The organism is Actinoplanes sp. NPDC051343, from assembly GCF_044455125.1.
Classification (GTDB): Bacteria; Actinomycetota; Actinomycetes; order Mycobacteriales; family Micromonosporaceae; genus Actinoplanes.
Map to the genome: position 1 here is coordinate 219,715 of NZ_JBITEL010000008.1, position 23,999 is coordinate 243,713.

At 69.9% G+C, this 23,999-nt stretch carries 25 protein-coding genes and 1 pseudogene; 10 read left to right on the forward strand and 16 right to left on the reverse strand.

What is annotated here, in order from left to right; all coding sequences use genetic code 11:
- The first annotated feature begins 37 nt into the window (after positions 1–37).
- Complete coding sequence (locus ACIA5C_RS26660) at positions 38–1,123, forward strand: AI-2E family transporter (RefSeq protein WP_396059193.1); 1,086 nt, start codon at positions 38–40, stop codon at positions 1,121–1,123.
- Here ACIA5C_RS26660 and ACIA5C_RS26665 read toward each other — a convergent pair.
- From ACIA5C_RS26665 to ACIA5C_RS26730, 14 genes are all read right to left on the reverse strand, one after another.
- Entirely contained in the window at positions 1,114–3,594 is a 2,481-nt protein-coding gene (locus tag ACIA5C_RS26665; RefSeq protein ID WP_396059195.1) for a flagellar hook-length control protein FliK, read from the reverse strand. The genes ACIA5C_RS26660 and ACIA5C_RS26665 overlap by 10 nt on opposite strands.
- Before the next feature lie 31 nt (positions 3,595–3,625).
- Positions 3,626–4,621, reverse strand: coding sequence for a transglycosylase SLT domain-containing protein (locus ACIA5C_RS26670; RefSeq protein ID WP_396059197.1), 996 nt, complete (start codon positions 4,619–4,621; stop codon positions 3,626–3,628).
- Positions 4,618–5,073, reverse strand: coding sequence for a flagellar export protein FliJ (locus ACIA5C_RS26675; RefSeq protein WP_396059199.1), 456 nt, complete (start codon positions 5,071–5,073; stop codon positions 4,618–4,620). Before ACIA5C_RS26675 ends, ACIA5C_RS26670 begins: the two co-directional genes overlap by 4 nt.
- A gap of 145 nt (positions 5,074–5,218) precedes the next feature.
- Positions 5,219–6,526 (reverse strand): FliI/YscN family ATPase, encoded by a 1,308-nt coding sequence (locus ACIA5C_RS26680; RefSeq protein ID WP_396059201.1) that lies wholly within the window; start codon positions 6,524–6,526, stop codon positions 5,219–5,221.
- A 15-nt stretch (positions 6,527–6,541) separates the two neighbouring features.
- The gene (locus ACIA5C_RS26685; RefSeq protein WP_396059203.1) at positions 6,542–7,234 is read right to left on the reverse strand and encodes a FliH/SctL family protein; all 693 of its coding nucleotides are present in this window, start codon (positions 7,232–7,234) and stop codon (positions 6,542–6,544) included.
- Positions 7,218–8,246 carry a flagellar motor switch protein FliG gene (fliG, locus tag ACIA5C_RS26690; protein ID WP_396059205.1) on the reverse strand — a complete coding sequence of 343 codons (1,029 nt, stop codon included), beginning with the start codon at positions 8,244–8,246 and terminating at the stop codon, positions 7,218–7,220. Before fliG ends, ACIA5C_RS26685 begins: the two co-directional genes overlap by 17 nt.
- Before the next feature lie 50 nt (positions 8,247–8,296).
- A complete protein-coding gene (fliF, locus tag ACIA5C_RS26695; protein ID WP_396059207.1) occupies positions 8,297–9,919 on the reverse strand; it encodes a flagellar basal-body MS-ring/collar protein FliF in 1,623 nt (540 codons plus the stop codon).
- A gap of 1 nt (position 9,920) precedes the next feature.
- On the reverse strand, positions 9,921–10,283 hold the full coding sequence (fliE, locus tag ACIA5C_RS26700) for a flagellar hook-basal body complex protein FliE (RefSeq protein WP_396059209.1): 363 nt from the start codon (positions 10,281–10,283) through the stop codon (positions 9,921–9,923).
- Positions 10,284–10,291: 8 nt separating this feature from the next.
- Entirely contained in the window at positions 10,292–10,684 is a 393-nt protein-coding gene (locus ACIA5C_RS26705; RefSeq protein ID WP_396059211.1) for a flagellar basal body rod protein FlgC, read from the reverse strand.
- 5 nt (positions 10,685–10,689) lie between these two features.
- Complete coding sequence (locus ACIA5C_RS26710; protein ID WP_396059213.1) at positions 10,690–11,037, reverse strand: flagellar basal body rod protein FlgB; 348 nt, start codon at positions 11,035–11,037, stop codon at positions 10,690–10,692.
- A 187-nt stretch (positions 11,038–11,224) separates the two neighbouring features.
- Positions 11,225–11,545 carry a hypothetical protein gene (locus ACIA5C_RS26715; protein ID WP_396059215.1) on the reverse strand — a complete coding sequence of 107 codons (321 nt, stop codon included), beginning with the start codon at positions 11,543–11,545 and terminating at the stop codon, positions 11,225–11,227.
- Positions 11,546–11,556: 11 nt separating this feature from the next.
- A complete protein-coding gene (fliS, locus tag ACIA5C_RS26720) occupies positions 11,557–11,940 on the reverse strand; it encodes a flagellar export chaperone FliS (RefSeq protein ID WP_396059217.1) in 384 nt (127 codons plus the stop codon).
- Positions 11,941–12,037: 97 nt separating this feature from the next.
- Positions 12,038–13,471 (reverse strand): flagellar filament capping protein FliD, encoded by a 1,434-nt coding sequence (gene fliD, locus ACIA5C_RS26725; protein WP_396059219.1) that lies wholly within the window; start codon positions 13,469–13,471, stop codon positions 12,038–12,040.
- 136 nt (positions 13,472–13,607) lie between these two features.
- Positions 13,608–14,876, reverse strand: coding sequence for a flagellin (locus tag ACIA5C_RS26730; protein ID WP_396059221.1), 1,269 nt, complete (start codon positions 14,874–14,876; stop codon positions 13,608–13,610).
- Between the two features lie 266 nt (positions 14,877–15,142).
- Here ACIA5C_RS26730 and ACIA5C_RS26735 point away from each other — a divergent pair, with 266 nt between their 5' ends.
- The 7 genes and pseudogenes from ACIA5C_RS26735 to ACIA5C_RS26765 all read left to right on the forward strand — a co-directional run bounded on the left by ACIA5C_RS26735 (position 15,143) and on the right by ACIA5C_RS26765 (position 20,550).
- Positions 15,143–15,628 (forward strand): flagellar protein FlgN, encoded by a 486-nt coding sequence (locus tag ACIA5C_RS26735; RefSeq protein WP_396059223.1) that lies wholly within the window; start codon positions 15,143–15,145, stop codon positions 15,626–15,628.
- Positions 15,628–17,055: a flagellar hook-associated protein FlgK gene (gene flgK, locus ACIA5C_RS26740; RefSeq protein WP_396059225.1), complete on the forward strand. Its 1,428-nt coding sequence runs from the start codon at positions 15,628–15,630 to the stop codon at positions 17,053–17,055. The genes ACIA5C_RS26735 and flgK overlap by 1 nt, the downstream gene beginning before the upstream one ends.
- 52 nt (positions 17,056–17,107) lie before the next feature.
- Complete coding sequence (locus tag ACIA5C_RS26745) at positions 17,108–17,968, forward strand: flagellin (protein ID WP_396059658.1); 861 nt, start codon at positions 17,108–17,110, stop codon at positions 17,966–17,968.
- Positions 17,969–17,970: 2 nt separating this feature from the next.
- Complete coding sequence (fliW, locus tag ACIA5C_RS26750) at positions 17,971–18,408, forward strand: flagellar assembly protein FliW (protein ID WP_396059227.1); 438 nt, start codon at positions 17,971–17,973, stop codon at positions 18,406–18,408.
- A gap of 75 nt (positions 18,409–18,483) precedes the next feature.
- A pseudogene (csrA, locus tag ACIA5C_RS26755) lies at positions 18,484–18,663 on the forward strand (carbon storage regulator CsrA); the annotation flags it as partial.
- Between the two features lie 243 nt (positions 18,664–18,906).
- Entirely contained in the window at positions 18,907–19,659 is a 753-nt protein-coding gene (locus tag ACIA5C_RS26760) for a hydrolase (protein ID WP_396059229.1), read from the forward strand.
- A gap of 96 nt (positions 19,660–19,755) precedes the next feature.
- On the forward strand, positions 19,756–20,550 hold the full coding sequence (locus tag ACIA5C_RS26765) for an SRPBCC family protein (protein ID WP_396059660.1): 795 nt from the start codon (positions 19,756–19,758) through the stop codon (positions 20,548–20,550).
- A gap of 30 nt (positions 20,551–20,580) precedes the next feature.
- Here ACIA5C_RS26765 and ACIA5C_RS26770 read toward each other — a convergent pair whose 3' ends face one another.
- Both ACIA5C_RS26770 and ACIA5C_RS26775 read right to left on the reverse strand, forming a co-directional pair.
- The gene (locus ACIA5C_RS26770) at positions 20,581–21,738 is read right to left on the reverse strand and encodes an ATP-binding protein (protein ID WP_396059231.1); all 1,158 of its coding nucleotides are present in this window, start codon (positions 21,736–21,738) and stop codon (positions 20,581–20,583) included.
- Positions 21,739–21,777: 39 nt separating this feature from the next.
- Positions 21,778–21,990, reverse strand: coding sequence for a hypothetical protein (locus tag ACIA5C_RS26775; protein ID WP_396059233.1), 213 nt, complete (start codon positions 21,988–21,990; stop codon positions 21,778–21,780).
- Positions 21,991–22,242: 252 nt separating this feature from the next.
- On the opposite strand from ACIA5C_RS26775, the gene ACIA5C_RS26780 reads away from it, so the two are divergent.
- Together ACIA5C_RS26780 and ACIA5C_RS26785 are read left to right on the forward strand one after the other, a co-directional pair.
- A complete protein-coding gene (locus ACIA5C_RS26780; protein WP_396059235.1) occupies positions 22,243–23,451 on the forward strand; it encodes a S8 family serine peptidase in 1,209 nt (402 codons plus the stop codon).
- 38 nt (positions 23,452–23,489) lie between these two features.
- Positions 23,490–23,876, forward strand: coding sequence for a response regulator (locus ACIA5C_RS26785; protein ID WP_396059237.1), 387 nt, complete (start codon positions 23,490–23,492; stop codon positions 23,874–23,876).
- Positions 23,877–23,999 lie beyond the last annotated feature (123 nt).

The window sequence follows — 23,999 nt, forward strand, 5'->3', positions numbered from 1 at the left end:
CCTGGTGACGAGTGTGGACAACCGTACGGTCTCGCGTGTGACCCTTGTGGTCATCGGCCTTTTGCTGGCCACCCTGCTCGTTCTGACGCTGGCCTGGGAGGCGCGCCAGGTTCTCACCTGGATCGTCATCGCCGGCTTCTTCGCGGTCGCTCTCCACCCCGTGGTCACGTGGGTGGAGAACCGCGGGCGGTGGCTCAAGCGCTGGCTCGCCACGCTGATCGTCTACCTGCTCGCGGTCGCGGTCATCGGTGGTCTGGTCGCCGTCTTCGTGATCCCGCTGGTGCACGAGGGCACCCAGCTGGCCAACAACACGCCCCAGCTGATCGCCGACATCAAAGCGGGCCGCGGGCCGGTCGGCCATCTGGCCGTGCGGTTCCACGTGCTCGACTACATCCAGAGCCACGAGACCCAGATCCGGGGCTACGCCTCCCAGCTGGGCGCGCCGACCCTGAGCGTGCTGCGCGGGGCGGCCACCGGGATCGCCGGCCTTGTCACCATCTTCGTGCTCTCCTACCTCATGGTGCTCGAGGCGCCGAAGGTGGTGAGCGGCTTCCTGGCGCTCTTCAGCGAGAGGCGGGCCGAGCGGATCCGCCGGGTCAGCCACGACTGTGCCAAGACGATCACCGGTTATATCAGCGGCAACCTGCTGATCAGCCTGATCTGCGGCCTGCTGACCTTTGGGGTGCTGGCCATCCTGCATGTCAAATACGCCGGCCTGATCGCCCTGTTCGTCGGCCTGGCCGACCTGATCCCGCTGGTCGGCGCCACGCTCGGGGCGGTGGTCGCGGTGCTGGCCGGCTTCACCCACTCGGTGACCGCCGGCATCGTCGTGATCATCTTCTTCGTCGTCTACCAGCAGCTCGAAAACCACCTGCTGCAGCCGATGATCTTTGCCCGCACGGTGCAGCTCAACCCGCTGGCCGTACTGCTTGCCATCCTGATCATGACGGAGCTGGCCGGCATCCTCGGCGCGCTGCTCGCCATCCCGATCGGCGGCATCATCCAGATCATCGCGCGCGACATCTGGGACGCCCGCACCGGTCGGCTCAAGCCGGTGCCGACGACCGGCGCCGACAAGGAGCCGGTGCCGTCGACCGGGCCGCTGGTCCAGGATCAGGCCTGAATGTCGAGCCGTCCGCTTCCCGGCGCCGGCCGGCGGACCGCCGGAGCGGGCTCGTTCTGAGGCTGCGGCCCTGAGCCGGTCTCGCGACCACCGTTGCCGGACCCGCCGGGCGCGTTGAACTGCTGCCGGCCCTGCTCCTGCTGAGCGTTGCCCTGCCGCAGGTCGAGCGTGGTGTTGCCGAAGCCGGCGTCCTGCAGGTCGCGCCGCAGGTCGTTGATGGCGTTCCGGATCGCGTCGGTCGCCGCGTCGGTGGCACTGGTCAGCTGCACGTTGATGTCGCCGTTGCGGATCTCCGCGACCACCTGCACCGGACCGAGGTCGACCGGGTGCAGTTGGACGGTCAGGCGGTGGATGCCGTCGGCGTCCAGCCGCAGCGGAGCGATCCGCATGGCAAGCTGGGCGGCCGGCGGCGGCGTCGGGACCGGAGCCGGCGGGGCCGCCGCAGCGGCCGGAGCGGTGGGCGCGGCCGGTGCCGCCGCTTGCGGCCCATTGAGTACGCCCGCAGCCGCCACACCCGCATCGGTTGCGGTCGCCGCGGCCGGGCTCTGCGGTACGCCGTTGCTTCCGGCCGCCGCATCCGGGGCCGGGCCGGCGGCTGCGGTCGAGGACGCACCGGTGGCCGCCCCGTCGGCGCCGGGCCGGTCGCCGCCCGCGGCATGCCCGCCCGCCTGCTGGCCGCCCGCCTGCTGCCCGCTCGGCCGGTGACCGGCCGCCGGTCCGGTGGCGGCGTTCGGTCCGGCCGCGGTGGCCGCGGGCACGCCGGTGCCCGGCGCGTCGGCCGCCTTACCGGCCTCGCCCGGCCCGCCGATCCTGTCCTTACCGAGGCCCGCAAGGGCGGCGCCGGCCGGGCCGAGCTGGGCGGCCTGCCCGGCGCCTTGAGCCGGGCCGGCCGGGGCGCCGGGCGCCGAGTTGCTCAGGGCCGGGTTGCCCTGGGCCGGGTTGCCCTGGGCCGGGTTGCCCTGGGCCGGGTTGCCCTGGGCCGGGTTGCCCTGGGCCGGGTTGCTCAGGGCCGGGTTGCTCAGGGACTGGTTACCTTGGGTCGGATTATTTTGCGCCGGGTTGTTCTGCGCCGGATTGTTCTGGGCCAGGTTGTTCTGGGCCGGGCTACTCTGCGCTTGGTTACCCGGCGCCTGGTTGCCTTGGACCTGGTTGCCTTGGACCTGAATACCCGCCGCCTGATTACCCGCCGCCTGGCTACTCGCCGCCTGGTTGCCCTCGGCCTGGGCGGCCTGCGCGAGCTGAGCGGCCTGGGTCGCGGTGAGGTTCGCGCGAGCGGCCGTCCACTGTCCGGTTGCGGCCGGTCCCTGCCCGGCGGCGGCCGGTTTGGCGGCGGCGCCGACCGCAGTCTTGCCGCCGTCCGCTGCGCCTGTGCCGGCGGCGGTTCCGGCTTGGGCAGCCGCCTGCGCGGCGGCCGCCTGCGCGACGGCCGCGGCCTGCGCCTGGCTCGCCGTGGCCGGCCCGGTGACCGTCTCGGCCTTCGCTTGCGTCGCGACCGCTTCGCCGGCGTCGGCGGACTGACCCGCCCCGCGCCCGGCCCGGACGCGCCCGGCCTTGGCGCCGCCGGCTGGGTTCGCGTCGTCGCCGGCCTTCGCCGGGCCGTCACCCGCCTCGCCGGTCGCGGCCGGACCGTCACCCGCCTCGCCGGTCGCGGCCGGACCGTCGGTGGGCTTGGCGGGAGCATCGTCGCCCGCGGCCCTGCCAGCCGTCGCAGCGGTCTCGTCGATGGCATCGGCCCGGTCGGCGTCGTCGGTTCCCATCGCCCGGTCGTCGGCCCGGTCGGCTGCTTTATCCGCGGCCGCGCAGTCGGCGGCCTTGTCCGCGGCTGCGCGATCTGTGGCCGCCCGATCTATGGCGGCCCGGTTTGTGGCTCCGCGGTCTGTGGCGGCGCGGTCTGTAGCCGCCCGGTCTGTGGCGGCCCGGTCTGTGGCGGCCCGGTCTGAAGCTGCCCGGTCTGAAGCTGCTCGGTCTGTGGCCGCGCGTCCGGCGGCATCGCGGTTGGCGCTGACGCGGTCGCGCGCCCGGTCGGCGGTGGCCCGCTGCGCCGCGTCCTGGCTCGCGTCGGCCCGGTCGGCGGCGTCGCGGCCGGCCGCGGCCCGGTTCGCCGCCTGGTCGTCGGCCGAACGTCGAGCGGCCCGGTCGGCCGCCAGGTTGCCGCCGGTGGAACGCTGGGCGGCCCTGTCCGCTGCCGCGCGGCTCGCGGCGGCCCGATCGAGCGTGGCCCGGTTGGCCGAAGTCCGGTCGGCATCGGTCCGATCCGAGGTCCGCTGGGCGGCCGCCCGTTCCGCGTCGGCCCGTTCCGCGTCGGCGCGATCCGCGTCCTGGTCGTCGTCGCGTCCCGGGCGGCTCAGCTCGGCCGACAGCGCCGAGCCGAACTCGTCCGCGCTGTCCGTGCCGCGGCCGCCGCCGGCCCGGCGAGCCGGGTCGGTCGAGGCGAGGCGGTCGGGACCGGTGACGGAACTCGGGACATTCATGCGGCTACTCCAACGTCGAGCGGAAAGGGGGTCAGCTGCCGAGCGCGGCCATTGCTCGCTGGACCTTCGGCACGTACGCCTGGGTCTCGGCGAACGGCGGGATGCCGCCGTAGCGGTGCACCGCGCCGCCGCCCGCGTTGTACGCGGCCAGGGCCAGCGGCACCGACTTGAACTCGCGCAGGTTGCGGGCCAGCAGCTTGGCGCCGCCGTCGATCGCCTGCGCCGGGTCGAACGAGTTGTCCACGCCGAGGCCGCGGGCGGTGCCCGGCATCAGCTGCATCAGGCCCCGGGCGCCGACCTTGCTGACCGCCTGCGGGTTGTAGCCGGACTCGACCTTGGCCACCGCGGCGAGCAGGCGGGGCGAGACGCCGTACTTGGCGCCGGCCTTCACGAACAGATCGCCGTAGGGAACGCCGGGTAGCGAGCCGCTGCCGGAAAGCGCGGCCGGTCGCGGGGTCGCCGCCGCCTGGGCCGCCGCGGTCGACGAGACGATCCGGCGGATGTGGGTCGGCTTCTCGTACACCGACTCGATCTTGACGTGGTCGCCCGGCTTCGGTGCTGCGATCATCTTGTTGTCGCCGAGGTAGATACCGACGTGGTCGACCGGCGAGTCGAACGCCACGATGTCGCCGGGCCTCGCCTCGGCCAGGCTCGACACCGGTTGGCCGACGTCGGCCTGCTGGTACGACAGCCGCGGCAGCGTGATGCCGAGATCCTTGTACGCCCGCTGCACCAGCGCCGAGCAGTCCAGCCCCTTGCCCGGGTCGGTGCTGCCGAAGACGTACGGCGTACCCAGGTATTTCTTGGCCGAGGCGACGATGTCGTCGCCGGAGACCCCGCCCGAGGTCGACAGAATCTGCGAGCCGTCGTCGCCCGTCGCACCGGCCAGCGCCGAGGCGAAACCGCCGCCACCGCCCGACGGGTCGTTGCCGTTCAGTGCGGTGGTGGAACCGTTGGTGGGGGCGATCCCGAGCTGGGTCTGCAGCTCCTGGATGCGGGCGAGAACCCCGCTGACGCCCATCGTCATGCCAGGCTCCGGCCCTCGTCGACGCCGCGGGCCGCGTTCCGGGCCTTGCTGGTGACCGCGATGTCGTCCAGGTTGGCCTGGTCGGCCTTCAGATCGTGTGTGCGTACCGCCTCGGCGTGGCGTTCGGCCAGCATCTCCACCGCGCGGCGACGCTTGGCGGCGTCGGCCAGTTCGGCCAGGCGCTCGCGCTCGACCCCCTCGGCGTCGGTGACCATCCGCTGGGCCCCGGACAGGCTCGCGGCCAGCGACTGCCGCGCCACCAGCGAGGCCACGATCGCCCGCGCCGAACCCTCGGAGGGCGCGTCCGCACCGACCAGGTCGAGCCGCTTGCGCTTGACCAGGGCCTTGGCGTGCCGGATCTCGGCCCGGGAGTGGTTCAGGGCGCCCTGCGCCGCGTCCTCCTGGGCTTTGCGGGCGCGAAGTACGGGTGCGAGCTTGAACAGCCGGTTCAACGTTCTGCCTCCTCGTGAGAGTCGGGGAACCCTCACTCACCGGTTCGGCCCGGAGCCCATTTCGCTGAGCCCCTGCACCCGACCTGCAACTGCGCTTGCTGGCTCCGCTTCGCTCCGGCGGCAATCGCGAGTTGTCAGGCTTGGTTCACGCGATGGCGATGAGCTGCTGGAGCTGGTACCAGGCCGTCTCGGCGTCGACTCGCTCGTCGATGTCCTGGCGTAGGAAAGCGGTGATCTGGGGCCAGATGGCGTTGGCGCGGTCGGCCTCCGGGTTGGTGCCGGGTACGTACGCGCCGATCTCGACCAGTTCGCGTACCTCCCGGTGCGCCGCCATCAGGCGGCGCAGTTCGGCGGCATCGGACCTCTGCTCGCGGGTTGTGATCTTGTTGGCCACCCGGGAGATCGAGTCGAGGGCCTGGATGCTCGGGAAGTGACCGGCGGTGGCCAGTTTGCGGTCGAGCACGATGTGCCCGTCGAGGATCGAGCGGGCCGCGTCGGCGATCGGCTCGTTGTGGTCGTCGCCCTCGACCAGCACCGTGTACAGGCCGGTGATGCTGCCCCGCGCGCCCGGCCCGGCCCGTTCGAGCAGGGAGGCCAGCATCGCGAAGACCGAGGGTGGGTAGCCGCGGGTGGCCGGTGGCTCGCCGACCGACAGGCCGACCTCGCGCTGCGCCATCGCCGCACGGGTCACGCTGTCCATCATCAGCAGCACGTCTTTGCCCTCGTCGCGGTAGTACTCGGCGATCCGGGTGGCCACCGCGCCGGCCCGCAGCCGGACCAGCGGCGGCGTGTCCGAGGTGGCGACGACGACGATCGAGCGGGCCAGGCCCTCCGGTCCGAGGTCGTGCTCGATGAACTCGCGTACCTCCCGGCCGCGCTCGCCGACCAGGGCAACCACGTTCAGCTCGGCCGAGGTACCGCGGGTGATCATGCTCATCAGGGTGGACTTGCCGACGCCGGAGCCGGCGAAGATGCCGATGCGCTGGCCACGGCCGCACGGCACGAGCGTGTCCAGCACCCGTACGCCCAGGGGCATCGGCTTGTCGACGAGCTGGCGGTCCATCGCCGGAGGTGGCGCCGAGTCGATGCCGACGAGTTCGCCTCGCAGCGGCGGCCCGTCGTCCAACGGCCGGCCGAGGCCGTCGAGGATCCGTCCTCGCAGGTCGGGCCCGACCGCGACGCGCAGGGGGCCACCGGTGCTGACGGCCGGGGTGCCGGCCGAGAGGCCGGCGATCGGACCGAGCGGCAGGCAGGAGAGACGGTCGCCGTCGAGGGCGGCGACCTCGGCGAGTACGGCGGACGGACCGTCACCCAACCGCAGCAGATCGCCCACCCGGGCCTCGAGCCCGCTGACCGTGACCCGGAGTCCGACCGCGCCGACCACCTTGCCGCGGGCGAGCGGGCGCGCCGCGAGCAGTGCCGCCTCCATCCGGTGGCGGAAGATGTCGGTCATAGGTGAACCCCCTGGCTATTGCTCGGGCAGCCGCTGGATCCGCAGGGCTTCGCGGGCCCGGGCGACCGCCGCGGCGATCGTCGCGTCCACGGTCGCCATCCCGGTCTCGGCTGTCGCGTCGCCCGGCCGCAGCGAGGAGTCGGGGCGCAGGCCGACCCGCCGCCCCTCGTACTCGAACTTCGTCTCGCCGGTGGTGCCGACCAGCGTGGCGTAGTCGTCGGGGTGCAGGTTGACGGTCAGGTCGCCGGTGTCGGGGGAGGCGCTCATGGCCCGGCGGATCGCGTCGATGCCGCGGCCCTGGGGATCGTCGAGCGAGCGGCCGACGATCGCCTCGGCGAGCTCGAAGGCGTGCGCGATCAGCACCTCCTGCAGCTCGGCGAAGGTGGGCATGAGCTGGGTTTCGAGTTCGGTGACGGCGCGGCCGAGGGCGTTCACGGCCTGGGCCAGCGCGGCCGCCCGGCGCTGGTCGTGTGCCGCCTCGGCGGCGCGGGCGCGCTCGGCGGCGGCCTCGGCCACCAGACCGGCCTCCCGTTGCCCCTGGGCCCACCCGGCCGCGTAGCCGGCGGTGCGGCCGGCCTCCTTGGCCCTCTCGACCGCCGCGCTGTCGTCCGGTACGCCGTGGCGCAGGTCGACCGCGAACCGCGCCGCGGTCGCCGAGTCGGCCACCGTGCCGCGCAGCACCGGGTTGGTGTCAGGCGATGAGCTCATCGGCCTCGTTGCCTCGCTGGACCTCGATCTGGCCGGAGTCCTCGAGCGAGCGGATCACCGAGACGATCTTCGCCTGGGCCTCCTCGACCATCTTGACCTTGACCGGGCCGAGCAGGTCGATCTCCTCGAGCAGGTTCTCCCGGCCGCGCTCGGACAGGTTCCGGGTGACCTTGTCGCGGACGTTGTCGCCGACACCCTTGAGGGCGGTGGCGAGGTCGGCCGGCTCCACCTGGCGCAGCACCAGCTGCACCGCGCGGTCCTCCAGGTTGATGATGTCCTCGAACATGAACATCCGCCGGCGGATCTCCTCGGCGATCTCCGGGCTGCGGGCCTCCAGAGCCTCCAGGATGAGCCGCTCGGTCGTACGGTCGGCGCGGTTGATGATGTCGACCAGCGGCTGCAGGCCGCCGATCGTGGAGAGCTCGTCCGGCTGGAGCACGGTCGACAGCTTGCGCTGCAGGGCCGCCTCGACCTGCCGGATGATCTCCGGCGAGGTGCGGTCCATCACCGCGATCCGGTGCGCGACCTCGGTCTGCACCTCGAGCGACAGCCCGGCCAGGATCGAGGACGCCAGCGCGGACGGGATGTGGGCGAGGATCAGCGCGATCGTCTGCGGGTGCTCGTACTGCACGTACGAGAGCAGCTGCCGCGGGTCGGCGTGGCTGAGGAAGTTGAACGGGATGTCGTTCATCGACGCTTCGAGCCGGTCGAGGATCAGCGCCGCCCGCTCCTTGCCGAGCGACGCCTCCAGCAGCTCCCGGGCGTAGTCCATGCCGCCCGAACCCGCATAGCGGGTGGTCGCCATGGCATAGAACTCGTCCATCACGTCGTCGACGGAGGTCGGTTCGAGCTTGCCGAGCCGGGCCACCTCGGCCGAGATCAGCTCGACCTCTTTCTCCGACATGTTGGCCAGGATCTGTGCCGAGTGCTCCTTGCCGAACTGGACCAACATGATGGCGGCCTTACGTACGCCCGTCATCGACATCGTGGTGAGCGCCGGGGTGGTCGTCAACGCGTACTCTCCTCAAACCTGTCTTCCGTGACCAGTTCGCGCGGTACGGCTCAGCGCGAGTCCGCGGCCAGCCAGCCGCGCAGCAGGGTTGCCATCTCCTCGGGTTGGTCCTTCACCATCTGTTCGATCTCCCGGACCCGTTCCTCGCGGGCCTCCAGCTCGGCCGACATGTCCGGTCCGGCCTCGATCATCTGGGCCGGGATCGCGGCGTTGAGCTCGACCAGCCGCTGGGCCTCCAGCGCCGCCTGCATGTCCTCCAGGTGCCGGCGCTCCTCGGCGGTCAGGCCCTTGCGCTTCTTGGAGCGCTTGGTGGCCCGCCAGGCCACGAACATCAGCATCAGCACGACCGCGGCGAGCACGCCGGTCTTGATCAATGACGTCTGCTTGGCCTGCTGGGCCGCGGTGGCCGACGCACTCAGCGCGCTCTGCGCCTGCTTGGCCGCGCTGGTGTCGAACGGCATCGCGCTGACCGCGATGGTGTCACCGCGGGTCGGGTCGATGCCGGCGGCCGAGCTGAGCACCTGCTGGATCTGGGTGGGGTCGACCGAGCCCGCGGTCGTGCTGTCCAGCAGGACCGCGATGTGCAGGTTCTTGATGCCGCCGGGCGCGCTCTGGATCTGCTTGGTGACCTCGTTCAGCGCGTTGTTCCGGGTCGAGGTGCTGTTCTCGTACTGGCCGGGCCCGGAGCTGCTGCTTCCGCCGCCGCTGCAGCCGGGACCGGCGATGTTGTCCGGGCCGAGCACGCCGCCGTTGCAGTTGTCGGTCCCGTTGTACGCCTCGCGGCTGTTCTGCTCCGAGGTGGCCGGCAGCGACGGGTCCTGCTGGTAGGTCTTGCTGGTGGTCTGGGTGCGGTCGTAGTCGAGGTCGGCGGTCGTCGTGACCACCGAGTGACCGGCACCGACGACGCTGTCCAGCATGCTCTGCAGCGAGGTGTTCATCCGGTTCTGGAAGGCGACGGTCTGATCGGTCTCGGTGTTGTCCCCGCCGGTACCCACGTCGGCCCCGCCACCGGTGGAGAGAATCTTGCCGTCCGCGCCGGCCACCGTGACCTGCGTCGGGTCGAGTCCCTCCACACTGGACGCGACCAGATGCACGATCGCCTGCACCTGCTGACTGCTCAGCGGCTGGCTCGGGCTGGACGCGACCAGCACTGAGGCGGTCGGCTGGTCCTGGTTGTCGGCGAACACGTCCTTCTGCGGCAGCACGAGGTGCACGGTGGCCGCCTCGACGCCGTCGATCGAACCGATCGTCTTGGCGAGCTCGCCTTCCAGGGCCCGCTGATAGTTCGTGTGCTGCATGAAGTCGCTGGTCGTGATGCCCTGCTGGTCGAGCAGCGAGTAGCCGGTGCCGGCGTCGCCGGGCAGCCCCTGGCCGCTGAGCGTCAGGCGCAGCTGATTGACCTGGTCCTGCGGCACGAGAATGGTCTGGCCGTCGTTCGCCAGCTCGTACTTCGTGCCGCCCTTCTGCAGCGACTCGGTGATCGCGCTCGCGTCCTTGGCCGACAGGTTGTTGAACAGGATCGAGTACGACGGCTTCGACGCCCAGGTGGCGAAGAAGTAACCGCCGATGACGAGTGCGACCACCGCCGTGATCGTGACGGCCTTCTGTCCGGGGGTGAAGGATCTGAAGGCGTCGGTAATACGGCGTACCGGGGCGGGAAGGCGGTCCGTCATTTCAGGCCTGCATCCTCATGATCTCCTGGAAGGCGTCCAGGGCCTTGTTGCGTACGGCAAGGGTGAGCTGAAGTCCGAGGGAGGCCTCGTTGGCCGCCATCGTGTACTGGGCCGGGTCCTGCAGGGTGCCGTCGGCGACCTGTACGGCCAGGTCATCGGCCTTCTTCTGGGTGGACTGCACGTTTTCGAGGCCCTTGGAGAGCATCCCGGCGAAGTCCTCGTTCGGTCCCTGCACCGCGCTGGTGCCGGACCCGTCGGTGAGAGCGTCGAGTCCGTTCGTCGAGTCGGCGTCGGAGACCCCGGAGAGCCCGGAGACGCCGGAGATGCCGGAGAAACCGCTGATCGCGCTGATCGGAGAGGTCATGGCTCAGCTCACTTCCCGAGGTTGATAGCGGCGGAGTAGCACTCCTTGGCCCGGTCGACGACCGAGAGGTTGGCCTGGTAGGCGCGCTGCGCCATCATCATCTGGGCCATCTGGCTGCTCAGGTCGATGTCCGGGCGACGCACGTTGCCCTCGTTGTCGGCCAGCGGGTTGTCGGGGTCCTGGACGACGATGCCTTCGGCGCTGCCGAACGCCACGCCGCCGACCTGGGCGCCGTTGCCGTCCGCCGCCTCCTGCGCCACCACGTAGCGCGCCTGGAAGGCCTTGTCGGAGGTCCGGCTGACGTTGTCCATGTTGGCGATGTTGTCGGACACCGCGTCCAGCCACTTGCGGTAGACGGTGACGCCACTTCCGGCGACGCCGATCGCGTTGAAAGTGCTCATCCGGCTCAGGCCCCCTTGATCGCGTCGCGCAGCATGCCGTACTTGCTGTCCAGAGCCCGGAGGGTCAGCTGGTAGCGCATCGTGGTGTCGATGTGCGACAGGGTCTCCTCGTCGAGGTTGACGTTGCTGCCGTTGAGCCGGGTGGGCTCCAGCGACGTGTCCGTGGACGGTGCGACCGACGAGGGCGAATCGCCGCGCTCGACGGCGCCGCGCAGGGCGTCCTCGAAATTGACCTTACGTGCCTTGTAGCCGGGGGTCTCGATGTTCGCGATGTTGTCGGCGATGGCGTTCTGACGGGCGGCGAGGCCGGCGACCGAGACACGTAGGGCGGACGAAGAGAGGTCGTCGAACACAACAGCTCCTTGGATGTAGGTCAAGGCGCCGATCCGTGGCAATTCATGAGCAATCCGTCGCTCGTACCATGCAGTTCGGCCCACCCGCCGATCCGCTTAGAGCCAACGGGTTGCTGGGAGGTTGCACACGCAAAAAGCGCCCCGGAATCCTCAAGTGGGATTCCAGGGCGCTTCCTTTGGTCCGGTGCTACATGGCGCGATCGACGTAGACGGGCCGTTTGACCGCTTCCCCGGTCTCGATCCGGGCGGTCGCCGCGAACTGCCGGCGGTTGCTGGTCAGCCGTTTCGCGAGCTCCTGGGCCGCCTTGAGCTGACGGGTGAGGATCTCGTCGGCCCGCGGCAGGAGCTCGAGCGGCAGCGCACCCAGCTCGGTCGGCGACCGCCACAGGTCGGCGGGCGGAGTCTCGGCGTTCCGGCGTTCGTCGGCCAGCATCGCCTCGACCTCGGCCACGTCGAGCTCCAGTTCGTCGAGCGCGGCGCTCCAGGCGCCGTGCCAGTCGTCGCTCACGGAGCCGCCGCTCAGCCCGCGACGGCCGCGGTGGCCGCCTCGTTCCAGGCTTCCCGGATCGGCTCGACCAGTGCCCGGCAGGCCGCAACCCGGTCGGCGTCGCGGCCGATGTTGGCGCCGATCAGCTCGGTCAGCAGCCAGCCGTACAGGTTGGCCAGGCCGGGAGCGCCCGACCACGCCTCGACGTCGAGGCTGGTGCGCAGTTCCAGGATGATTTCCTGAGCGTGGGTGATCCGGTCGTTGGCCGCTTCGCGCTCGCCCGAGCGCAGCGCCTCTTCGCCCTTGGCCAGGTCCAGGATCAGGCGGTCGTACAGCATGATCAGGAGCTTGGCGGGCGAGGCGGTGTTGACCGAGTCGCGGAGGTAGCGGTCACGCAGCTGCGGAGCGGAAGTCATCGTTTTTCCTGTCTGTCGTCGGTCTGGTGGTCGTCGGTCGGATGGTCACCGGGCCGGCCGGGCGGGGCCGGTGTCCGGCGGTCAGGCTTCAGACGGCTCAGGAGAGGCCGGCGAGCTGGCCGGAGAGCCAGCTGGACTGGTTCTTCAGCTTGCCCAGGGCGACTTCCAGGTCGGAGTACTGCTTCTGGAGCGCCTGCTGCTTGGCGGAAAGCCGTACGTCCCAGTCGCTGATCTGGGTGGTGAGGCTGTCGATCTCGTTGTTGCGTCCGGTGATCACCGAACTCACGTTGGTGCTCATGTCGCCGGACAACTTCTCGAACTGGTCGCCCAGCGCGATGCCGGCCTGCTGGATCTTGGCCGGGTCGGCGTTGTACGCGGCCGTGAAGGCGGCCGAGTCGAAGGTCAGCTGACCGGTCGAGTCGAGCTGGATGCCGAACTGCTTCAGCGAGCCGAAGGCGATCTTCGGTGCGGTGGCGGTCGGGTCGTTGTCCGGCTTGGTCCAGGTCGGGTCCGGGTACGACAGGCCCTGGCTGACCGCGCCGAGGATCTGCTGCTGCATGTTGCGGACCGAGAAGTCACCGGTCAGCGGCGAACCCTGCTTGGTGCTCGCGTCGTACGCCGTCTGGTTGCTGATCTCGGTCAGCGCGGCGTTGGCCGAGTTGACCAGCGACTGGAACGCGTTCGCGATCGCGCTCGTGTCGTTGCTGGCGTCGATCGTGACGCCGTCCTCCTTCTTGGAGACCGTGATCGTCACGCCGGCCATCAGCCCGCTGAAGGTGTTGGTTTCGCTGTTGACCGAGTAGGTGGAGCCGTCGCCGCCGGTCATCTCCAGGGTCGCGCTGGCGCCGGCGGTGGTCGACGGCGAGGCGCCGCCGGTGCCGAGTCCGTCCAGACCGTCGATCTTGAAGCCGTTGCTCGCGCCGGTCTTGCTGCCGGTGATCTGCAGGACGCCGTCGGTCTTCGAGGTCGGCATGACGAACGCCGTCGCGCCGGCGCCGGCCGCGTTGATGGCCTTGGCGATGCCGGACGCGGACTGGTCGGCGCTGATGTCGATGGTCTTCGGGTCGCCCGAGGCGGTGAAAACGCCGCCGGAGTCGTAGCTGCCGGGGGTGACCGTGATGCTGGTGGCGCCGGTGATCGGCATCGGGGTCTTGTCGAGCACCCCGTCGCCGTCGCCGTCGGTGAAGGTCGGCACCGGCATGGTCGTCATCTGCTTCGACGCCGTCGAGGTGACGTTGAAGGTGAGGCTCCCGGAGGTGGCGTTGAGGTTGGTGGAAGCGGTGGCGGTGACCGTCGAGGAGCTGGACGACGCCTTGACGCTCCGCCAGGTGCCGAGCTGGCTCAGCGTGTCGGCCGCGCCCTTGAGGGCGGAGACCTTGGAGTTGACCGACTGATAGGAGGACACGGCCGTCTGTGCGGTCGCCACCTTGGTCTTGAGGCGGGTCTGAGGCGCGGCCTCGACCTGCATCAACTGCTTGATCATGTTGGTGGTGTCCATGCCACTGACAAGACCGTCAACCGTGCTGGTCACGGGCGCCTGCCTTTCTGTAGAGCAACCCCAAACGAAGCGGGGGCAACCGGCGCTGTCTGCCGGTTACCCCCACCTGTTCGGCCCGGAAGCCGAGTTATTCAGTGCTGAGCGGTCTCAGTTCGGTTAGCGCCTTCGCTCAGCGCAGCAGCGAGAGCACGTTCTGAGCCGACTGGTTGGCCTGGGACAGCATCGAGGTGCCGGCCTGGGTCAGAATCTGGTTACGGGTGTACGACACCATCTCCTGGGCCATGTCGGTGTCACGGATACGCGACTCCGACGCGGACAGGTTCTCCACCGCGACGTTGAGGTTGTTGATGGTGTGGTCGAACCGGTTCTGGTACGCACCGAGCGAGGCCCGGCTGTCCGAGACCGACTGCAGGGCCTTGTCCAGCGTGGTGATGGCGCTGTCCGGGTCCTTGGTCAGGTCGAGCGAGGCGGTGCCGAGCGCTTCGGCGTTCACCGCGCCGATCTGGATGTTGATCTTCTGCTTGGCGTTCGCGCCGACCTGGAACTCGCCCCGGCTGGCGTTCGCGTTGGTGACGTTGTTGGCGGCGGTGATGTCGACGCTCATACCGCCCAGCCCGCCGTCGGTGTCCGCGGCGACCTCGAAGTCGCCGGTGCCGCCCATCTGGAAGGTCGTGTTGTTGCTGGCGTCGACCGACGCCGACATGGTGACCTCGGAGCCCTGGTAGCCCGCGGCCTTCAGCGCCGTCTGCAGGCCGGCGTTGACCGCCTTGGCGAGGTCCTGCGGCGACGCGTCGGCCGCGACCTTGCTGACCGTGACCGTGATCGGGCCCGGAGTTCCGCCGGTCGAGATGTCGACGCCGGTCGGCGACTTCGTCCCGCCGGCGACCTTGTCCAGCGTGAAGGTGAAGGTGCCGCCCGCGTCGTCGGCGACGGTCGCCGGGAGCGCCGCGACAGCGCCGGTGGTGACGTCGGCGGGGATGGCGGTGGCCTTGCTGGTCACCGTGGTGCCGAAGGAGCCGTCGAGCAGCTTCGACTTGCCGAACGAGGCGGTGCTGCCGATCCGGTCCAGCTCGGCGTTGAGCTGGGTCATTTCCTTGTTCGCGGCACCCGCGGCGTCGGAGTCGGTGGCGCCGCTGTTCGAGGCCTGGACGGCCAGGTCACGCATGCGCTGGAGAATCGAGGTGACCTCGTTCATCGAGCCTTCAGCGGTCTGCGCGACCGAGACGCCGTCCTGGGTGTTGCGCACAGCGACCTTCATGCCGCCGATCTGCGAACGCAGGCCCTCGGAGATCGAGAGGCCGGCCGCGTCGTCGGCCGCCCGGTTGATGCGGTAACCGCTGGACAACTTCTCCAGGGACTTCTGCATCTGGCCGTCGGTGACCGACAGGTTCCGGTAGGCGTTCTGTGCCGCGATGTTCTGGTTGATGCGGAGACCCATGAGTCTTTCCTCCTTGATCAGGGTCCGGCCGGCCCATCCGTGAGCCGTGGCTTACGCCAGGTCCGATCGGCGCCTGCGCCGAGGACCATGAGCAGTCTCTGAGATTTCTTCGCCCTTTTCCGGCGAACCCGGATAAAGGGGCGAGACTCCCCGAAGGGCCCGATCGGGGGAAATCCCTCAGCGGAGCGGCAGACGTGCCGACCTGTCCGAATGAGCGGGTTCGTCGGCAGGGGCGCGCCCGACCACGAGCCCCAACGGAGGTCCGGGTGAGCCTGACCGACCTGGCCAGCGTCCTGTGGCGATCGCGCGAGCTACTGGAGATGTTGCTCTTCAAGCTGGAGGAGGAGCAGCTGCTTCTCGCGGCGAACCGCTCCCGCTGGCTCAGCCACGCCACCCGCGAGGTCGAGGTGGTGCTCGACCAGATCCGGCAGACCGAGGTGATCCGGGCCGCCTACTCCCAGGACGCCGCGGTCGAGCTCGGGCTTCCGCCGGACGCCTCGCTCGGCGAACTGGCCGACGCCGCCCCCGCGCCCTGGGCCGACCTCCTGCACCAGCACCGCAAGGCGTTCCTGATGCTCACCTCCGAGATCGGTGCGCTGGCCGACGTCAACCGCGACCTGCTCACCGCCGGCCAGCGCGCGGCCCGCGAAACCATGCTCGCGTTCGCCGAAACTGTGGAAACGTACGGACCGCAGGGCCAGACCGTTTCCGGCGGCATCCGCCGCTCCAATCTGGTGGATGAGGCGATCTGATGGGCAGCACCTTCGGCGGTTTGAACACGGCCCTCACGTCGCTCTACGCGCAGAAGCGCGGCCTCGACGTGACCGGGCAGAACATCGCGAACTCCAGCACCGAGGGATACACGCGGCAACGGCTGCGCCTGGCGGCCAACGCGGGCGGCATCAACCCCGGTGTCTATTCGACGCCCGATTCGGTGGGCAACGGCGTACGCATCGCCGGCCTCGACCGCAGCCGCAGCGAATACCTCGAGGAGCGCGGGCGCACCGAGCACGGCAACGCGGCCTACCTGACCAACCAGACCGCGACCTACAACTCGGTCGAGGACGTCTTCGCCGAGCCGAGCGACACCGCGCTGCAGGCCCGGCTCCACGACATGTGGGACGCCTGGAACGACGTCTCCAACAACTGGCAGGACCCGTCGACCCGCAGCTCCCTGATCGAGCGCTCGGTAACGGTCGCGACAACGCTGAACGACGCGCACGCCTCGCTGTCCAACCAGTTCAAGGCCAGCTCGAACGAGCTGTCCACCTACGCCGACCAGGTCAACACCCTGGCCGGCACGGTGGCCACGATGAACAACAAGATCGTGGTGGCGCAGCAGGCCGGACTGCAGCCCAACGAGCTGATGGACCAGCGCGACCAGGCGATCATGCAGCTCTCCGAGCTGGCCGGGGCGACGACGGTGGCCCAGCCGAACGGCGCGATCAACGTCTACATCGGCAACGGCCCGGTCGTTGCCGAGTTCAGCGCGCGGGCGGTCAAGGCGGTCGGTCCCACCACCCTCGACGGGATCACGCCGACGACCCAGGCCGGCCTGCAGTGGGCGGACACCGGGACGTCCGTGGCCGCCGGCGGCACCATGGGCTCGATGGTCGACTCGATGAACACCGTCATCCCCGGCATCTCGTCGCAGATCGACGCGGTCGCGCAGCAGCTCGCCGACACCGTCAACGCCGCGCACGAGCAGGGCTTCAGCATCGACGGCACGACCGGCGAGCCGTTCTTCGAGGTCGACGCGAACGGTCACACCGACGCCAAGTCGATCAAGGTAGCGATCGACGATCCGGCCAAGGTGGCGTTCTCCTCGGACAACCCGATCTCGGCCGATCCGTCGACCGCGGGCACCCTCAATCACGAGGTCGCCGACCAGCTCACCGACCTCGGCACCTCGGGCGGCGGACCGGACGCGGTCTACCAGCAGATGATCGGGCAGCTCGGGGTGGCGGCCCAGGCCAGCTCCCGGCGCAGCGACATCCAGAACGCGGTGCGGGACCAGGTCGACACCGACCGCGGCTCCGAGTCGGGGGTCAACCTCGACGAGGAGATGACCAACCTGCTCACCTACCAGCGCGGTTACGAGGCCGCGTCGCGGGTGCTGACCACGGTCGACTCCATGCTCGACCAGCTGATCAACCGGACCGGCCTGGTCGGCCGGTGACGGTTCGAGGAGTTAAGCCATGACGATCCCGTCGAGGGTCACCGAATCGAGCATGACCACGAAGGCCCTGAGCGACCTTCAGCGGACGGCGGCTCGGGGCCAGAAGATCCAGCAGCAGATCTCCAGCGGCAAGATGATCAACCGGCCGTCGGACTCGCCGACCGGCACGGTCACGTCGCTGCAGCTCCGGGGCGAGGTGCGCGCGACCCAGCAGTACTCGCGCAACGCCGACGACGGGCTCGGCTGGCTCGGCACCATCCAGGACAAGCTCGGCGATTCGTCGACCCAGATCCTGCGCGTCCGCGATCTGACCCTTCAGGCGCTCAATGCGTCCGGCTCCGATCAGGGCGCCCGCGACGCGTTGACGACCGAGATCGACAACATCAAGCAGTCGCTGATCGGGCAGGCCAATACCCAATACATGGGCCGCCCGGTGTTCGGTGGCACCACGGCCGGCGGGGTCGCCTATGACGAGAGCGGCAACTACAAGGGTGACGCCGGCCAGACCACCCGAACCGTCGGTCCGAACTCGAAAGTGCGGATCGAGACCACCGGCCCCGAAGCGTTCGGGGACGGCCCGACCCAGCTTTTCCAGGTCCTGAGTGACATCTCGCGGGACATTCAGTCCGGGGATACCAACACCCTCGGTGACGACCTGACCAATCTCGATACCGCCCACGATTTGCTGAAATCCACTCTTTCGGACGTAGGCGCCCGATATAATCGGGTTACGCAGATGAAGCAGTCCGCGGAGGATCATCTGTTGTCCGTGTCGTCGCAGTTGTCGGATATCGAGGATGTCGACCTGCCCAAGGCGATCATGGATTTGCAAATCCAGCAGACCTCGTATCAGGCCGCCCTGGCCGCCACGGCCAAGGTGATCCAGCCCTCGCTCATCGATTTCCTGAGGTGACCATGACTACTCGCACCGCGTCCCGACCGATTGAGGACACCATGATCGACCCGTCGCTGGGTCTGCCGACCATCTCGATGGCGGTGCCCATGCCCGGTTTCCCGGCGCACCGGGAGTTCGTCCTGGTGCGACTGCACGAAGACGGACTGCTCTACGCCTTCACGTCCGTCGAGGACCCGGAGCTCCGCTTCCTGGTCGCTCCGCCGGAGCCGTTCTTCCCGGAGTACGCACCGGAAATCGACGAGTCCGTCTTCGCGGCGCTGAACACGAAGGACCCGGACCGTCTGCTGCTCATGGTGGTCATCACGGCCGGCGTCAACGAGACCACGGCCAATCTGCTCGCCCCCATCGTCGTCGACCGGGATAGCATGCGGGCACAGCAGGTTGTGCTCAGCGGTTCCGGCCTGCCGGTCCGGGCGATCATGAATCGGACCTACTGAAGCCCCGTCGCAGGCGCGGTCGCGGCTCCGCGCGACCGCGCCTCTGCCATAACAGGGATGCAGGAGGGTACGCCGATGCTTGTGCTGACCCGCCGGGCCGGTGAGAGCGTGATGATCGGCGACAACGTCACCATCACGGTCCTCGAGGCGCGAGGTGACGTGATCCGGCTGGGCATTCAGGCCCCCCGCGACGTGCAGGTGCACCGCGAGGAGGTCTACCGCGAGCTGCAGGCCGCCAACCGCGAGGCCGCCTCGCCGACCGAGGACGCCGTCCAGGCCGTTGCCAAGATGCTGCGATCTCCGGAGGAATCCGACTGAGCGACGACCGCCCCGGCGCGTAATGCGCCGGGGCATCGTGCTGTCGGGCGGCTGGTGCTGTCGGGCGGCTGGTGCTGTCGGGCGGAACCACGAACCGAACTGCACCGGCCTCAGACCAGGCCTGACAACACCGTTCCCGCATTCTTCTCGCACACCACGGAGAAGAGCTGGGGAGCGAACTTGAGCGCAGAGCGGGACACGGGCATCGCTGGCGGTCTGATGAGCGCCGTCGACGACGGCCTCGACCTGACCGTCGACGCCCACGTGCACACCGGCTTCTCCGCCGGGCGCGACAGCGTCGGCGTGGTCGTCTCGGCCGCCGACCAGGCCGGGCTCACCGCGGTCACCTTCGCCGACCAGGTCGGGCCGGACACCACCTGGCTCGGCGCGTACGCCGACGCCGTGGGCCGGGCCCGGCGCCGCACCGAGATGACGCTGCGCGTCGCGGCCGAGGTCGAGGTCGTCCAGCCGGACGGGTGGCTGGCCTGGCCGGCCGACCTGGCGCCGATCGAGGCGGTCTCGGTGGCCGTCTCCCGTCTGCCGCTGGCCGGTGGCCCGGTCGGCGCCCGCGACGTCCGCGCGCTGCTCAGCACCGCCGAACTCACCCCCGAGCAGGTCGCCGAGACGCTGATCGAAGCGACCGTACGCGGCCTGGAGCGCGCCTCCCGCTACGCGCCCACCCAGCTGGCCCGCCCGCTGATCCTGCTCGCCCAGGTCGGCCTGGACGACGCGGTGGTCACGCCGGACATGCTGACCGCTCTCACCGACGCCTGCCGGCAGACCGGCACCGTGGTCGAGGTCAGCGAGGCGTGGCGCAGCCCGTCCGCCCGGCTGCTGGCGATGCTGCGTTCGGCCGGGGTGGCGCTGGTCGCCGCGAGTGATGCCCGATATGCGGCCGAGGTGGGCCGCTGGCAGTACCTGCGCCGGGTCTGACGGCCGGGTATCACCAAAGGGGAACGCGGACAGTAGTCGCCTCCGTACGCTCGATATGCCGGAAGCAACAAAAGGCATGGGAGAGATGCGATGAGTATGGTTCAGCAGGCCATCGAGGTAAGTGCACCGCTGCACACGGTGTACGAGCAGCTCGCCGCGTTCGAGAACTACCCGCGGTTCATGAGCGGGGTCCAGGAGGTGACCCCGATCGGGCACGACCAGACCCACTGGATCATGGACGTCGACGGCAAGCGCCGCGAGTTCGACGCCCAGATCACCGAGCGCTCGCTGGACGAGCGGGTGTCGTGGTCGACGACCGAGGGGCCACTGCTCGCCGAGACCATCACGTTGCGGCCGATGGGTGAGACGAAGACCCAGATCGTGGCCCAGCTCGAGGCGGACGCCGCCTTTCTCATGCCCAGCGACCGGCACGGCCAGGCGTCGCTGACGAAGCGGCTGCAGAGCGACCTGACCATGTTCAAGAGCCTGGTCGAGAGCGGCACGCTGGGTGACTACCCGACCGGCGCCAGCTCCAAGACGATCGCCAGCCCGGCCTCGGTGGCGGCCCGCATCCGCAACCGTCCGAAGCCGGGCGCGGGCTGGGACACGGGTGCCGCCGAGCGCAGCAACGGCAGCGACGCCGACCTGCCGTACCACCGGATGACCGAGGCCGACATGGGCACCAACGTCGACATCACCAGCGCGCCCGGCATCAGCAGCGCGCACGACCTCGACGACGTGCTGGCGCCCGGCCGGCGGATCGCCACGGCGGGCCCGATCTCGGGCGGCGCCGCCGGATCGGCCCGGATGGGCGGCCGCACGCCGCGCCGGGACGGCTGGGGCGACGGGATGATCAACGAAGAGGAGCGCGGGAGCGCCCACGACATGTGATCACATCGGCTCGAGGAAGCGGCGCCGGTCTCAGATCGGGGCCGCTTCCCATGTCACGACCATGCGCGTGCCTCGCGGAAGCACCTGCTCGTGGCGGACCGTTCCGCCGTTCGCCTCGACCAGGTGCCGCACGATGAACAGCCCGCGCGCGGATCGCCCGAACAGGCCGCGCCGCAGCTCCTCGGCGATTCCGGGCCCGTTGTCCTGCACGTTCAATACGACGGTGTCGCCCTGCCGCGTCCCGCTGACGACGACCGGCGGCTCGCCGTGCTCGAGCGCGTTCCTCACCAGGTTGTGCAGCACCACCGTCACGTGCTCCCGGTCGGCCAGCACCGACAGGTTCTCGTCGATGTCGACCGTCACCCCTGCGCAGGAGGGCAGGGCCTCGGCGAGCGGCACCGGGGAACGCCGCGCGCTCATCCCCGCCGGATCCAGCCGGAACAGCAGTTGGAGATCGCTCATCATCTTGATCAGCCGCTGCGTGTTCTTGTCGATCTTGGACGCGAGCTCGAACCGGACGTCGTCCGGCAGGTCGGTCCAGTCCGCGCAGAGCAGTTCGGAGAGGCTGGCGATCGAGCTGATCGGCTGGGCCACGTCATGGGTCAGCATCGAGGTCAGGTCGTTCTTGAAGGTCAGCGCGGCGGCCAGCCGGGCGTTGCCGCGCTCCAACTCCTCGGCCCGCTCGATCAGCGCCTGCTCGGCCCGCTTGCGGTCGGCGATCTCGACGTACGTGGCTACGTAGCCCCGGGTCTCGCCGTTCTCTCCGGCGATCGGGGCGATCGTGGCCAGCACCGGAACCTCGGTGCCGTCGATGCGGGGCAGCAGCCAGTCGCCGCCGGCCTCCGGGGGCATCGGGGGCGGGTCGAGGCGAATGGGCTCGTCCGGAGCGTGGCCGGTCAGTTCCCGCCAGCGCCGGTTGACGTCGATCACGCGGTAGTTGGCGTCGAGCACCATGACGGCCTCGTTCATCGAGTGGAAAAGGCCGTTCGGGTCGTCCGTGCGGTTGGGCCGGGCGCGCCCGCGTACGAGAAAACCGGTCAAACCGATCGCCGTGACCAGTGCGGCGACGGCGACCACCGGATGCACGTCGAGCGCGGCTGCCGTCAAGGCAGCCGCGCTGAGAGCGAGCAGCAGGGCGACACCGTGCAGGACCGGCTGTGCCCAACTCGGGGGCCGCGTTCTGCCCATAACGAAATGAGGATAACGCGGCTTTTATGGCTTACGGGGCTACTTGCCGGTCCAGACGAAGCCGTCCTCGAGGATGATCCGCTCGGCGATCTTGACGATGTCCTCGTGGTGCCGGTTCGCGTGGTGACCGCAGAACGTGAGCGCCCCGCCGCTGGCCAGCTTGACCTCCAGCTTGGCGGCGGCGCTGCAGCGGTCGCACCGCTCAGTCAGCTCGTCGACCGTGGTGATCTCGGGCGTCAGCAGCGTGGTCATATCGCTCTCCTTGCTCGGTGGCGGTGTGCAGCGGTCCTGACAGGGGGTAGATCGGCCCTCGGTGAGAGGGGCTTAGCTCTTCTCGGGTGACATACCGGCCGTTCGCCCGCGGCCGAATTCCTTGCACCAGGCGTGCAACCGGACGGATCCCACAACCTCGATCCGACTCCTTCACCATTTCCCTCGACTGCCGTCGGCATTCCGCTTCCCCCGGGCGATGTCCGTCGAAAACAGATAACGAGAGGGAACACCTTGCGCATCGACACCGGGCGTATCTCCGTACTTTTGGCGGGGGCTGCCGCCGCCGTCATCTGCGGCGCACCCGTTGCCGCCCAGGCCGCGCCGGCCACCGGGACGGTCCTCGGCGCCGGCTCCGCCGGCACCATCGGGGGAAGCTACATCGTCGTGCTCAAGCCGGGTGGCATCGGCGTCGGCACCGTCTCCCGCACGCTTGCGAAGAGGTACGGCGGGGAGATCGCCGACGACTACGAGGCGACCGTACGCGGGTTCTCGATCACCATGACCGCCCCGCAGGCCCGCCGGCTGGCCGCCGACCCGGCCGTCCGGTACGTCGAGCAGGACGCCACGGTCGCCGTCGCCGGAAACACGCCCACCTGGGGCCTCGACCGGATCGACCAGCGGCAACTGCCGCTGTCCAGGACCTACACCGCCCCGTCGGCGGCCGGCGTCACCGCCTACGTGCTCGACACCGGCATCCGGATCACCCACCAGCAGTTCGGGGGCCGGGCGACCAACGGCTACGACGCCGTCGACCGCGACAACGTGGCCCAGGACTGCAACGGCCACGGCACCCACGTCGCCGGCACGATCGGCGGGTCGACCTGGGGCGTCGCCAAGGACGTCAGGCTGGTCGGGGTGCGGGTGCTCGGGTGCAACGGCTCCGGGTCGTACTCCGACATCATCGCCGGCATCGACTGGGTGACCAAGCACGCCCACGGCCCCTCGGTCGCCAACATGAGCCTCGGCGGCACGGTCAGCAAGGCCCTCGACGACGCGGTCGACCGCTCGATCGCGGCCGGCGTCACCTACGCCGTCGCGGCCGGCAACGACAACAAGGACGCCTGCCACCAGTCCCCGGCCGACGACAAGGCCGCGATCACGGTCGGCGCCAGCGACGACCACGACAAGCGGGCGTCGTTCTCCAACTACGGCAGCTGTCTCGACCTCTTCGCGCCGGGTGTCCGGATCGAGTCGGCCTCGAACCGTTCCAACACCTCCACCATGATCATGAACGGCACCTCGATGGCCAGCCCGCACGTCGCCGGCGCGGCCGCGCTGGTGCTCGGCGCCCACCCCGACTGGACCCCGGCCCAGGTCCGCGACGGACTGGTCGCGCAGGCCACGCCGGGCACCGTGACATCGGCGGGCAATCGATCCCCGGCCAAGGAGCTCTACACGGGCTTTCTCAACCCGCAGGCCGGGGCAACCTCGCACCGATAGCGTTGGGGCAGAAGCCCGTCGCTACCCCGGGAGGACCCATGTCGCAGGCGACGGCGCCCGAGAAGCGCCCCACCGTCCTGGTCGTCGACGACGAGGAGGACCTGCGCGACATCATGCGGCGGATGCTCGAACGCCGCGGCTTCACCGCGATCACCGCCGGTGACTCCCGGCAGGCCATCGAGGTCTGCCGGGAACACCCGGGCGACATCGACGTGCTCGTCACCGACCTGGGCCTGCCCGGCGTCTCAGGCGGCGAACTGTCGCGGACGGCGTCCGAACTGCGCCCGAGCATGCAGGTCATCTACATCTCCGGGCTGCCCCGCGAGATCGCGGTAGCCGACGGCCTGATCGCCGAGGACGCTTTGCTGGTCAAGAAGCCGTTCACCACCGAGGGCCTGATCGAAGCCCTGCGGTCCGTCCTCTGACCCTGCGGCCGCTCGGGCCGCTTTGCCGCTCCCGCCCTGGCCCACCCGTGCCCTGATCCACCCCACCCCGGCACTGGGTGGGGTTGAGCAGAGCGCCGCCCTACGACATTTTTCGGTCGCTAT